Genomic DNA, 13,605 nt, shown 5'->3' with positions numbered 1-13,605 from the left:
TCGTTATATTTACGGGAGGACAATAAAGTACCGTAAGGCTCTAAGTGTCAAAACGATTAAAACCATATTAAATTTAAATCTCATTGCTATGATTACACCTATTTTTTGGATCATACCGGTAGCATCTATACTTGCTCTGGTATTTGCCTGCTTTTTTTTCAGGCAGATGATGAAAGAGAGTGAAGGGACCGAGTTAATGGCAAAGATAGCCCAGCATGTCCGCAAAGGGGCTATGTCATACCTGAAACAGCAATACAAGGTTGTCGCTTCGGTATTTCTCGCCCTGGTGGTTTTATTCGCCATCATGGCGTATGGATTCGGGGTACAGAATGAATGGGTGCCGATTGCTTTCCTTACCGGAGGTTTCTTTTCCGGATTGGCCGGATTCTTGGGGATGAAGACAGCGACTTATGCTTCCGCCCGTACCGCTAATGCCGCCCGTTCTTCGTTGAACAGCGGTCTGCAAGTCGCTTTCCGTAGTGGTGCCGTAATGGGATTGGTAGTCGTAGGGCTCGGCCTGCTGGATATTTCGTTCTGGTATATACTGTTAAATATATGTATTCCGGCAGACGCGATGGATGCCACGCATAAACTGACAATCATAACAACCACCATGCTGACCTTCGGGATGGGCGCTTCCACACAGGCGCTCTTTGCCCGCGTCGGAGGCGGTATCTATACGAAAGCGGCCGATGTAGGCGCCGACCTGGTCGGGAAAGTGGAAGCCGGCATCCCGGAAGATGACCCGCGCAACCCGGCGACTATTGCCGACAACGTGGGGGATAATGTGGGAGACGTAGCCGGTATGGGCGCCGACCTCTATGAATCCTATTGCGGTTCCATCCTGGCTACCGCCGCCTTGGGGGCTGCGGCTTTTGTGGCTTCCGGGAATGTGGAGATGCAATACAAAGCGGTCGTGGCACCGATGCTGATTGCAGCGGTAGGGATCGTACTGTCGATCATCGGAATCTTTGCCGTCCGCACGAATGAGAACGCAAGCATCCGTCAGCTGTTGAAAGCATTGGCGATCGGCACGAACCTCAGCTCCGTATTAATAGCCATTTCGACTTTCGCGATTCTTTATCTGTTAGGGTTGGATAATTGGTTCTGGATCAGTTGTTCGGTTATCGTCGGGCTACTGGTCGGCATCGTGATCGGGCAATCGACCGAATACTATACATCCCAATCTTATAAACCTACCCAACGGGTATCCGAAGCCGGACTGACCGGACCGGCAACCGTTATCATCTCCGGGCTCGGACTGGGTATGTTATCTACAGCAATCCCGGTTTTGGCCGTAGTTGTAGGTATTATCTGTTCTTTCCTCTTCGCATCCGGATTCGACTTCAACAATATCGGCATGGGGCTGTATGGCATCGGTATCGCAGCTGTAGGTATGCTTTCGACATTAGGAATCACATTGGCTACGGACGCTTACGGACCTATCGCCGACAATGCCGGAGGCAATGCGGAAATGTCCGGCCTGGGTAAAGAAGTGCGCAAACGTACGGATGCGCTCGACTCGTTGGGCAACACTACCGCCGCAACAGGCAAAGGATTCGCGATCGGCTCGGCAGCCTTAACGGGTCTGGCCTTGCTGGCATCCTACGTGGAAGAGATAAAAATAGGATTACTCCGGTTAGGTGAAACGGTCCTGCAATTTGCAGACGGCAGGGCTATCGAAGTATCGAAAGCCTCTTTCTCCGATTTCATGGTCTATTACGATGTCACACTGATGAACCCGAAAGTGCTGGCCGGTATGTTCTTAGGTTCCATGATGGCATTCATGTTCTGCGGGCTCACGATGAACGCAGTCGGACGTGCCGCCGGGCATATGGTGGAAGAAGTACGCCGCCAGTTCTGCGAAATACCGGGAATACTGACCGGGAAAGCAGAGCCGGACTATGCCCGCTGCGTTGCCATTTCAACCAAAGGCGCACAAAAAGAGATGGTTGTTCCTTCCCTGTTGGCTATTATTGCTCCGATCATTACAGGACTGATTTTCGGCGTTACCGGAGTGGTAGGGCTGTTGATCGGCGGCTTGAGTACAGGTTTCGTGTTAGCTATCTTTATGGCAAATGCCGGCGGCGCCTGGGACAATGCCAAGAAACACGTAGAAGAAGGCAACCACGGCGGTAAAGGCAGCGACGCCCACCGCGCAACTGTCGTAGGCGACACGGTCGGCGACCCGTTCAAAGACACCTCCGGCCCCAGCCTCAACATCCTGATCAAATTGATGAGCATGGTCGCCATCGTCATGGCAGGGCTGACAGTAGCATGGAGCCTTTTCTAAATTGGGAAAGCGCATTATTTGACAGAACTGAAACAAACAGACCTCGTAGGGGCGGTTCGCGAACCGCCCTCCATGTCAACAAATATATCCATCGTCGCTACCCGGGCAGTTCGCGAACTGCCCCTACGAAGCCTGCTCTTTTGATTCAAATATTCTTAGATACGGACTATCTATCAAACAGGTCGCAACTTATAAGGACGGTGAATATATCGAAAGACGGCTAATGCGATTGAATAATAAAGCCTTTTACACTACCGCACATATTTTTTATTTATCTTTGTAACGTTTTTGATTACAGATAAATTGAGGAAACACAAAGGAGAATGAGACAAGTAAACAGCAAGGATAAAAAAGCCGGTGCAAACCCATTGGCAAACCACCAATATCTTATGAACACTATCCGGACCATCTATCTGGAAGACGGAAGTGTCGAAACACAGAAAGATTGCATGCACCCTGAACTGGAAAACACCAGACAGGATTACACCAGCCTTATCAACATACTGAGAAAAGACGTCTATCCACCAGACCGTAACCTATGGGACGAAACGGTTTCACTGGATGCTTTTCATCAAATGATAACAGAAGGATGCTTCCATAAGACATTCGATATGCGTTTCTGCAATGAGCTTTTCGGTTTCGAATGGCGCGAAGCCTTTATCGATATCCTTGTCGACAAAGAAGGCGTGCCGGACAGGGTTGTCCTGCTCAGTCGCAATGTCAACGATTTCAGAAAATCACAAATCATTGAAACAGCCGTACAATCGGAATACGATTATGTAATTTATATCGAAGCTTCGAAAAACAACTATGTCATGTACACTTCCGGTTCGGGAAGCGACAGCCCTCCTCCCATCGCCAGCAGCGATTACGACGGTGTGGTAGCCGAATACAACCGCCAGTATATGGCACCGGAATTGTGTGAGGAAATGACCCGAAAGCTAAGCATAGCCCATGTGGATCCGATACTACGGCAATACGGCGAATACACAGTCTACGGCACCATGATAGAAAACGGCGTGAACCGGGAAAAGAAAATGCGGTTCAGCTATTTCGACAAGGAAAAGAACATCTGGCTGATGACCCGGACCGACATAACGGAAATCAAGGAAGAAAGAAAGCAGAAGCAACTGCTGCAGGAAGCCTTGGAAAGCGCAACGGCTGCCAATCGTGCCAAATCCGATTTCCTGTCACGAATGAGTCACGACGTACGCACACCCATTAATGCCATTGTGGGTATGACGGCAATAGCCAGCCTGCACATGGATGACCAGAACCGCATAGCCGACTGTTTGAAAAAAATAACCATATCCTCCAAACTTCTGTTGAATCTGATTAACGAAGTCCTGGACATGTCGAAGTTAGAAAGCGGCAAGATCATGTTGACGGAGGAGTCATTCAAACTCGACGAACTGCTGGACAGCTTGTTCATAATGGTACAGCAAGCCTTTGAGGAAAAGAATCAAAAATTACTCATACATGTTACCAAGGTAAAGCATGAATGCCTGATAGGCGACGTACAGCGCATACAGCAGGCTTTACTGAACATGTTGACCAACGCAATCAAATATACCCCGGAAGGCGGGCAAATACAACTATCGGTAAAAGAGAAACCTTCCGTCTATAACGGTTATGGACAATTCGAAATAGCAGTCTCGGATAACGGCATAGGTATGAAACCCGATTTCCTGGAAAAAGTATTCGAACCATTCGAACGCTCGAACGACACAGCTACCCGGAATATCCAAGGTACAGGCCTCGGCATGGCCATCAGCCGGCATATCGCCAGATGATGAACGGAGATATCCATGTGGAAAGCGAATATGGAAAAGGCTCCACGTTTACCATGGATATTCACATCAAACTGGGAGGCGCAGATGAATACACTAACGACATATTGGTCGACTTGCCTGTATTAGTCGTGGATGACGACGATATCTCCTGCGAGATAGCCTGTGAAAATCTGTCTGAGCTGGGAATGAAACCGGAATGGGTTCTTTCCGGACAGGATGCCGTACAGAAGATCATTGACGGGAACAGCTATTTTGCTATTATCATAGATTTGATGATGCCCGGCATGAACGGTATTGAAACGGCTTGTAAAATACGGGAATATGTGGGACCGGATGTCCCCATCATTATCATATCGGCCTACGATTACTCCGGCTACGAAATCGAAGCGTTGAAGGCTGGGGTCAACGGTTTCATCAGCAAACCTATCATGAAATCCAAACTGTTCCACCTGATGAAAAAGTTTGCGACGAACAAGAAAGATGAACAGGAGACCACGATTATTATCCCTTCTGTCATCACCTCTTTCCCCGGTAAACGGATATTGGTAGTGGAAGACAACGAACTGAATCGTGAGATCGCCTATGAATTGCTGAAGGAAACCCATGCTGAAGTCGAAACAGCCTGCGACGGCCAGGAAGCCGTAGACAAAGTCGCCGCTTCCCCGGAAGGATATTACGATTTCATCATCATGGATATACAAATGCCTGTCATGGACGGACTCGAGGCGACGAAACAAATCCGCCATCTCGACCGTAAGGATATAAGGAATTTACCAATCATAGCCATGTCTGCCAACGCTTTTGCCGAAGACGTACGGCTTAGCCTGGAAGCCGGCATGAACGAACATATCCCCAAACCGATAGATATAGAAAGACTCTACAGCATCATGGGAAGATGGTTTCGCTAATGCGGACCAGCTGTTATTTCAACAGCGCATCGACAGCCGCCCGCCAATCTTCCCCATTCCGGGGTTGGTAGGTGGCAAAGCCGAGTGAGCGTCCTACTTCAATATTACTTTTACCATCATCCACAAAAAGTGTTTCCGACGGGATGAGGCCGCAATCTTTGATCATATATCAAAGATTCTCCGGTCGGGTTTTGTCACCCCTACTTCATATGACGTGTACATCCGGTCAAAATAGTCTCCGATCGGACGGCCTGCGGGAGTAAATCCGGTTGTCCGTGCCCATCCTTCCTGGATAATAGGGTTGGTATTGCTCAACAGATAGACATTGTAACGCTCACGGAGCGCCAACAGATAATCAAGCTTATACTGAGGCGTATCGGCAATAAACCCCAGCCAGCCATGCCTGATATCTTCATAGGTAAGGTCTTTTCCCGTATGTTCACGAAGTTTCCGGCAGAACTCATCGGCATCGATCGTTCCGTTCTCCACTTCCAGGAAAATACCTTTTTGCTCATAAGGATCGAGCAATTGTTCGGCATCCTCCACTCCTATCTCCTTAAAGCGCTGTACAGCCTGGCTATGGTCCAGGTTGATCAAGACGCCTCCCAAATCGAATACTATATTTTTTATTGTTCCCATATTCATCCTCTTATTTCCACAAACTTACACAAAAGCCTCCGGATGAGCAAATAAAAAAGGCTGTATGCAAAGAGTCGCATACAGCCTCGGTATAATTTGTTCGTTCACAAGGTCCAGACAGACCAGTAAGCCGAACCCTGTTTATTCTAAATTGTGGATAACCAAACCTGAACGCAGTTTAGGTTCGAACCAGGTCGTCTTAGGAGGCATGATATTACCGGTATCGGCAATATCCATCAACTGTTTCATCGTAACGGGATAAAGGGCCAAAGCCACCTTCATCTCGCCACTGTCCACACGGTGTTTCAATCTCCCAGACCGCGGATACCACCGACGAAGTCGATACGCTTGTCCGAACGAAGGTCTTTTATGCCTAAGATTTCATCCAGGATCAGATTGGAAGAGATCGTTACATCCAGTACTCCGATCGGATCACTGTCGTTATACGTGCCCTGCTTAGCGGTCAGCGAATACCATTTTCCACCCAAATAGAGCGAGAAGTTATGCAAAGCAGCAGGTTTATAAATATCCGTGCCTTTCTCTTCCACAATGAAGTTCTTACCCAACTTAGCCAGGAACTCTTCTTCCGACAAGCCGTTCAGGTCTTTTACCACCCGATTATAGTCGATAATGGTCAACTGGTTTGCCGGGAAGCAGACAGCCATAAAATAGTTATACTCTTCGTCTCCCTTATGAGCCGGGTTCTGTTTTGCTTTTTCAGCACCGACCAGAGCGGCGGCGGCAGAACGATGGTGGCCATCGGCAATATACAAGGAAGGCATCTCACCGAACAGTTCTGTAATGCGGGCGATATCGGCATCATCGTCAATAATCCAGAACGTATGTCCGAAACCATCATCTTTTGCCACGAAATCATATTCCGGAGCGCGGGATGTATATTTAGCAACAATCCTGTCCAGTTCGGCATTATCGGGATAAGCAAAGAACACCGGTTCGATGTTGGCATTGTTCACACGGACATGCTTCATGCGGTCTTCCTCCTTGTCGCGACGCGTCAGTTCGTGTTTCTTAATAATGCCATTCATATAATCGGGCACATAAGCGCCGACAACCAGACCGTATTGCGTTTTACCGTTCATTGTCTGGGCATATACATAGTAACACTCCTTCTTATCCTGAACCAGCCAGCCTTTTTCCTGGAACATGCTGAAATTTGCAGCGGCTTTCAGATAGACGGCAGGATCATGTTCATCCGTTCCGACCGGAAAATCTATTTCCGGTTTGATGATATGATAGAGCGATTTCTCATTTCCTTTCGCTTCTTCACGTGCTTCTGCCGAGTTCAACACATCATAAGGACGGGATGCAACCTGTTCAATTAAATCTTTCGGAGGGCGGATACCCTTAAAAGGTTTGATTCGTGCCATGGTATGATTCCTTTCTTTTACTTGTTAACGCGGAACTTTTCACATCCTTCTTTCAAGAAACCTTCGATCTGCTTAGCGGCAGCAATACCGGCATTGATATTGGCTTCGGCAGTCTGTGCACCCATCTTCTTTGGAGTGGAGAAATAGCGACCGGCAAACTTGGCGGCAAACTCTTCGTTGGCTGCCGGCATAATATCGGTCATATATTTCAGGTCTGTACGTTCTTCCATCAGCTTGATCAACTCAGCTTCGTTGATCACCTCCTTACGGGCCGTATTCACTAATAAACCGCCTTTCGGCATCTTGCCGACCAGAGCATAATTGATGGAATTCTTTGTCTCGGCTGTTGCCGGGATATGCAAAGAGACAACATCACAAGTTGCATAAAGCTCCTCTTGGGAAGCAACCGGCTTCACTCCATCCGCTTCGATAGCAGATGCCGGACAGAAAGCGTCGAAAGCATAGATTTCCATACCGAAACCTTTCGCAATGCGAGCCACATTGCGACCTACATTACCATACGCATGGATACCTAATTTCTTTCCTTTCAATTCTGTTCCGGAAGTACCGTTATAGAAGTTACGGACAGCCATTACCATCATACCGAAAGCCAATTCGGCTACGGCATTCGAGTTCTGTCCTGGTGTATTCATCACGCAAACATTGTGGGCTGTTGCGGCAGCCAAGTCCACGTTGTCATAACCGGCTCCGGCACGTACCACGATCTTCAACTGTTTTGCTGCGTCCAAGACTTCGGCATCGATAATATCACTACGGATAATGATGGCATCCACATCTTTAACAGCTTCCAGCAGTTTTGCTTTTTCACCGTATTTCTCCAACAGGATCAGTTCGTCACCTGCACCTTCCACGACTTCGCGGATACCTTTCACAGCTACTGCTGCGAAAGGTTTATCTGTTGCTACTAATATCTTTGCCATAATTAATGCTTTCTTTCAAATTCTTTCATACATGCGATCAAAGCCTCAACGCTGCTCTTCGGCATTGCGTTATACAAAGAAGCGCGGAAACCGCCTACAGAACGGTGTCCCTTGATTCCGACCATACCGGCGGCAGTTGCAAACTTACTGAATTCGTCTTCCAGTTCCTTGTATTCGTCGTTCATGATGAAGCATACGTTCATGATGGAACGGTCTTCTACGGCTACCGTACCTTTGAACAATTTATTACGGTCGATTTCGTCATACAGGATAGCTGCATTTTCCATATCTTTCTTTTCCATAGCAGCGATACCGCCCTGTTCCTTATACCATTTCAATGTCTGCAAAGCAGCGTAGATAGGCAATACGGGAGGAGTGTTGAACATGGAATCCTTTTTAATATGCGTGTTGTAATTCAGCATAGTCGGTATCGGACGATCCACATGTCCCAAAGCATCCTGACGTACGATCACCAGCGTTACACCGGCAGGAGCCAGATTCTTCTGTGCACCGGCATAAATAATGTCATACTTGGAGACATCGATCGGACGGGAGAAAATATCAGACGACATATCACATACCAATGGAACCTTTACGTCCGGATCCTTACGTGTTTCCGTACCGTAAATGGTATTATTGGATGTATAATGGAAATAATCGGAATCTTCTGCAATCGTATAATCTTTAGGAATATACGTATAGTTTGCATCTTTTGAGGAGGCAACTACGTCCACTTCGCCGAACAACTTTGCTTCCTTGATCGCATTGGATGCCCACGTTCCGGTATCAATGTAAGAAGCTTTCTTCTTTAAAAGGTTGTAAGGCACCATACAGAACTGCAGACTGGCGCCACCGCCCAAAAAGACTACTTCGTAGCCGGCAGGAACATCCAGTAACTCTTTGATTAATGCACGCGCTTCGTCATTTACGGCAACAAATTCTTTACTTCTGTGGGAGATTTCAAGAAGGGATAAATCCATACCCGCAAAGTTCTCTACAGCTGCAGCCGTATTTTTAATTGTAAACTCGCTCAAGATAGAGGGACCTGCATAAAAATTGTGCTTCTTCATACCAATGTCTTTTTAATGTTATATAATTCAAGTAACTAATTTCCCAAAAACAGACGGCTAATGTACAAATTAAATTGAAAACCTTAGTACCGATCACCCCACAAACGTCTCATCTGTTCGATCAGTTTGTGTTCGGCCGGATTTTCCTGTCCTTTCCACAGCCGTTCGTTCAAAATCTCTTTTGGAAGGAACTCCTGCTTGACAAAATGATTTTCATAATCATGTGCATATTTGTAGTCTTTCCCGTAATTCAATTCAGCCATCAGTTTAGTCGGCGCATTACGCAAATGAAGGGGAACGGGAAGGTTTCCCGTGCGATTCACCAGTTCCAACGCGTCATTGATCGCCATATAAGCCGAATTACTTTTAGGGCTGCATGCCAGATAGACGGTCGTTTCCGCTAAAATAATCCGTCCTTCGGGCCAGCCGATTTTCTTTAAGGCTTCAAAACAAGCATTTGCCAACAATAGAGCATTCGGATTCGCTAATCCGATATCTTCCGATGCTGAAATAACCAGACGACGGGCTATAAATTCCGGATCTTCCCCACCGGCCACCATACGTGCCAGCCAGTAAACAGCCGCATCCGGATCACTTCCCCTGATGGATTTGATGAAAGCGGATATAATGTCATAATGCATCTCTCCTCCTTTATCGTACGCCGCCGGATTCTCCTGCAAGCGTTCCACCACCTTCTCATCCGTTATTTCAATCTTTTCATTACCTTCTTCCGCAGCTACTACAAGCTCCAGGATATTCAGCAATTTCCGGGCGTCACCTCCGGAATAGCGCAACACGGCGTCCGTTTCAGTCAGCACGATGTTCATATCCTTCAGTACCACATCCTCCGTAACCGCCTTATTTAACAGAGTCAGCAAATCGTCCTTTTCCAAGGATTTCAACACATATACCTGGCAACGTGAAAGCAGCGGACGGATCACCTCGAATGAAGGATTCTCCGTTGTAGCTCCGATCAATGTGACCACCCCTGTCTCTACCGCATTCAGCAGGGAATCCTGCTGCGACTTGCTGAAACGATGTATTTCATCTATAAACAGGATCGGTGAAACGGTATTGAAAAAACGATTACTCTTTGCTTTTTCTATCACTTCACGCACATCCTTCACGCCTGAACTGATTGCGCTCAATGTATAGAACGGTGCTTCCAGCTTATTTGAAATAATCTGCGCCAGCGTTGTCTTTCCAACACCCGGAGGTCCCCACAATATAAAAGAAGGGACACGTCCCGCATCAATCATCTTTCTTAGAACAGCCCCCGGACCCACCAGGTGTTTCTGTCCAATATAATCGTCCAACGTTTTCGGACGTAACCTCTCTGCTAACGGTTGACTCATCATGTTGGCAAAAGTCGTATATTTTATTTACTTTTCAAAGTATAAACGCCGTAAAAATTCAAGATAATTTTGATGTTTGACAGCAGAAAAATATGATAAAAAGTAAGCACACACAGCAACACACCACGTGCGCGAGCACAAAATACTATCAATTTGTCAAAAACAAGATCCATTTCAGGCTAAAAACGCCTTGTTCCCGCACTTGACGTGAGACAGCAAAAAAGCAAGCCTTATCCAAGTTCGTGATTATGCGGCCAAGCTTAATGCAACCCCGCTTCAAGCACGGGAACAGGCTACTTCAGACTGATATTTTCCAGATCACGGATTACAGTCATATCCATAATATCGCTATAAATCTCCGTCGTCCTTACACTTTTATGTCCCAACAGCTTCTGAACCGTCGTGATATTCGCCCCATTATACAATAACAAGGTCGCATTTGTATGACGCGCCATATGAAAAGACAGGTTTTTATCTACTTCCGCCAATCGGCAGATACGCTTCAATTGCTTATTCACATTCGAGTTAGCCGAAGCGGATACGCCAAACAGAGTCTTGGAATAACGCCTGCGGTAGCGTTCATAAATGGCAAGCGCCTTTCCGTCAAACAATAAGAATAAAGGCAAACGGACATTCACGTCTGTTTTTACAGAAGAATAAACCAACCATAATTTGTCATCGATCAAATGAAAATTATCCGGTGTGATATTCACGATATCGGAAAAACGAAGCCCGGTGTAACAACTAAACAGAAACATATCGAGTGTCCGCCTGAGTGTTCGTTGCAATTTAGAGGCAGCTTTCTCCAACAATCCCAACTCCTCCAGAGTAAGATGACCACGCTTGCTTTCCATATATTTAATCTTATACTTGCGAAACGGGTATCTCTGCAAATCAAACAAATCCTTATTTATAGCCAGATTGACATATCTTTTCAAATGCTTCATATGCTTGGCTATCGTATTCCTGTGGTAGCTGTGTTCGAGAAGAAAATGCTCGAAGTCACAAAGAAAATTAAATGTAAGATCATCAAAAGCCACCTCCGGCTGAAACTGGCATAACACCTGTAAAGTCGAGAGATGGTTTTTCAACGTTGACAACCTGAGATTACTATGTTCAATCTCATTTTTCATAAAAGAAATAAAAGAAGAAGAATCATAATCACCCCTTTCCCTCAAATATTTCAAAGAAAACGGGCGTCCGCTCTGGATCATGTCCAATTCGATCCGTTCCAAATAAGAAATATAATCTTTAATGTACTGATTAAGTTCATCCATATTAGGATGATTTCTTACAGTTTTCCGCTTGCTATCCCACTGAGTGGGCTTCACATAGATTTTTGTTGAAAAATACTTTTTTTGCCTGTTCAGATAGGCTTCTACCTGAATCAAAGCTTTTCCTTCCGCATTCAATCTTTTTTTCCGATTGAACACCAGATTGTAAATAACTTTTTCCATAATACACATTATTTTCTGAATGAGAACACGAAGGAACAATAATAAGTTCTTTCTTTCGTATGAGACAAACTAAAAGTTTGTTATATTTTGTGTATCAATAGAATATATATTCGTCAAAAACAGTAGTACTAAATTAACATTAGGGCATAAAAAAGAGGCGTACCGTGTCATCGGCACACCTCTTCTTCCTATTTTTAAATATTATTTAATCTTCAACTTTGCCCTGTCGACAGCCCTACTGTCGGGCTGTCATAACCAGAAATTCTCAATAACCCGGATTCTGCTGTTTGGCAATATTTGGGTTTGCGTTAGTTTCACTTACCGGAATCGGCAGGATTGCACGGTAATAAGTACGGTCAAATTTCTGAGATTCAGGGTCCAGAGAATAGTGGAAGCCTTTGTCTGATTCGCTTGTATAGCGAACAATCGTTTCGTTATTTCTCATTGCATCGAAGAAACGCTGTCCTTCACCAACCAACTCTTTGCGACGTTCGATAATGATACGGGCCAGAGTTGCGTCAGCATCTGCAATTGTTGCGGCATTCGGATTTGCTCTCTTTACAATCTCATTCAGATATTTTGCGGCAGTTGCGTTATCGCCGGTCTTGGCTGCTGCTTCTGCTGCATTCAGATAAACTTCAGACAAGCGGATGACGGGCAGGTTATTCAGACGCATATCTCCCGATTTGTCTGCCGGAAACTTATTCACGAATACTCTCGTTTCTCCGTATATCTTGGCCAGATCTTCGTCAAACCGCACAGGCAAGATAACGCCGTTACGAACGTCGTCCGGATCTTGTCCCAGCATATCGCTGAACGTCTTTGTAACAATAGCATCAGCGTAGCCATCTTCGTTGTACAGGTAAGCAATACCTTCGCGATCGCCCCAGTCATCAGAACTTTCGTTGATAATTTCGAACAACATCTCATTTGTATGAGCACCATTATCTTTGTTCCAGGCATCGACATATTCAGTGTTTTTCCATAAAGAGTACGGAGAATTCTTAATTACATCTTCCGCCAGTTCCAAAGCTTCCTTATTTTTGTTCATGGTCAGATAGACTCTGGAAAGAAGAGCTTTTGCCGTCCATACCGTAATATATCCGTTATTTTTCCCTGTTTCCATGAAGCCGCTTCCGATTGCTTCCGTCATATCCTTAACGACCTGCGTGTATACTTCAGCAACAGTGTTACGAGTCGGCAACTGATCGCTTTCTAACGGTTGCAACATTACCGGAACACCCAATGAAGCACCTTCGTCTGCCGTATAAGGAAGACCGTAGATTCTGACAAGGTCGAAATGTACAAGGGCACGAACGACTTTTGCTTCTGCATAGATCATGCCGATTTCTTCCTCACTGGCATCAGTTACCTTCTTATTGTCGATCGCTTCGATCAGACGGTTTGCACGACGGATAACGTTGTAAGGAATGTTCCACATATTAGGAGCGTTGTCCACCGTATATCTCATTTCGTAGCATGAAGAAGAGCGCATACCCTGATCTCTGGCTTGCATATCGTCTCCACGAACATCACCGTAATAGAACATACGGGCAGCATAGTAACTATTATATGTGGAGTTTCCCTGCAAGCGTCATACATACCAAAGTAAGCCGTAACAGCATCACTATAGTTTGTTATAGCCTGAGAGCTTTCAATACCGTCAGACGGCTCACGATCCAGCCAATCGTTTCCACAGGCCGTGAATGTCAAAACAGCCAGTGCCAATGTGAATGATTTATATATCTTTTTCATATTGTT

5 protein-coding genes and 4 pseudogenes are annotated in these 13,605 nt (G+C 45.9%); 2 read left to right on the top strand and 7 right to left on the bottom strand.

What is annotated here, in order from left to right; genetic code table 11:
- Window positions 1–88 precede the first annotated feature (88 nt).
- Together DW083_RS06605 and DW083_RS06600 are read left to right on the top strand one after the other, a co-directional pair.
- Complete coding sequence (locus DW083_RS06605) at window positions 89–2,293, top strand: sodium-translocating pyrophosphatase (RefSeq protein WP_122331859.1); 2,205 nt, start codon at window positions 89–91, stop codon at window positions 2,291–2,293.
- 389 nt (window positions 2,294–2,682) lie between these two features.
- Window positions 2,683–4,994, top strand: a pseudogene (locus DW083_RS06600) (response regulator).
- A gap of 13 nt (window positions 4,995–5,007) precedes the next feature.
- On the opposite strand, the pseudogene DW083_RS06595 reads toward DW083_RS06600, so the two are convergent.
- The 7 genes and pseudogenes from DW083_RS06595 to DW083_RS06565 all read right to left on the bottom strand — a co-directional run bounded on the left by DW083_RS06595 (window position 5,008) and on the right by DW083_RS06565 (window position 13,599).
- Window positions 5,008–5,633: pseudogene (locus DW083_RS06595) on the bottom strand (HAD family hydrolase).
- A 141-nt stretch (window positions 5,634–5,774) separates the two neighbouring features.
- Window positions 5,775–7,021 (bottom strand): annotated as a pseudogene (locus DW083_RS06590) (DUF1015 domain-containing protein).
- A gap of 17 nt (window positions 7,022–7,038) precedes the next feature.
- On the bottom strand, window positions 7,039–7,962 hold the full coding sequence (locus DW083_RS06585; RefSeq protein WP_115499102.1) for an NAD(P)-dependent oxidoreductase: 924 nt from the start codon (window positions 7,960–7,962) through the stop codon (window positions 7,039–7,041).
- Window positions 7,963–7,964: 2 nt separating this feature from the next.
- The gene (gene serC, locus DW083_RS06580; protein WP_122331858.1) at window positions 7,965–9,032 is read right to left on the bottom strand and encodes a 3-phosphoserine/phosphohydroxythreonine transaminase; all 1,068 of its coding nucleotides are present in this window, start codon (window positions 9,030–9,032) and stop codon (window positions 7,965–7,967) included.
- Between the two features lie 83 nt (window positions 9,033–9,115).
- On the bottom strand, window positions 9,116–10,390 hold the full coding sequence (locus DW083_RS06575; RefSeq protein ID WP_115499104.1) for a replication-associated recombination protein A: 1,275 nt from the start codon (window positions 10,388–10,390) through the stop codon (window positions 9,116–9,118).
- Window positions 10,391–10,680: 290 nt separating this feature from the next.
- Complete coding sequence (locus DW083_RS06570) at window positions 10,681–11,844, bottom strand: site-specific integrase (RefSeq protein WP_122331857.1); 1,164 nt, start codon at window positions 11,842–11,844, stop codon at window positions 10,681–10,683.
- A gap of 265 nt (window positions 11,845–12,109) precedes the next feature.
- Window positions 12,110–13,599: pseudogene (locus DW083_RS06565) on the bottom strand (RagB/SusD family nutrient uptake outer membrane protein).
- Window positions 13,600–13,605: the final 6 nt, after the last annotated feature.

Origin of the sequence: Parabacteroides sp. AF48-14 (genome assembly GCF_003477465.1) — a bacterium.
Classification (GTDB): domain Bacteria; phylum Bacteroidota; class Bacteroidia; order Bacteroidales; family Tannerellaceae; genus Parabacteroides; species Parabacteroides acidifaciens.
Note: the sequence above shows the minus strand (reverse complement) of the source record. Positions and strands in the feature narration are given on the sequence as shown.

Coding starts and splice junctions, on each gene's coding strand:
- DW083_RS06585 (WP_115499102.1), bottom strand. CDS start 7,962: ATGGCAAAGATATTAGTAGCAACAGATAAACCTTTCGCAGCAGTAGCT.
- DW083_RS06605 (WP_122331859.1), top strand. CDS start 89: ATGATTACACCTATTTTTTGGATCATACCGGTAGCATCTATACTTGCT.
- DW083_RS06575 (WP_115499104.1), bottom strand. CDS start 10,390: ATGATGAGTCAACCGTTAGCAGAGAGGTTACGTCCGAAAACGTTGGAC.
- DW083_RS06570 (WP_122331857.1), bottom strand. CDS start 11,844: ATGGAAAAAGTTATTTACAATCTGGTGTTCAATCGGAAAAAAAGATTG.
- serC (WP_122331858.1), bottom strand. CDS start 9,032: ATGAAGAAGCACAATTTTTATGCAGGTCCCTCTATCTTGAGCGAGTTT.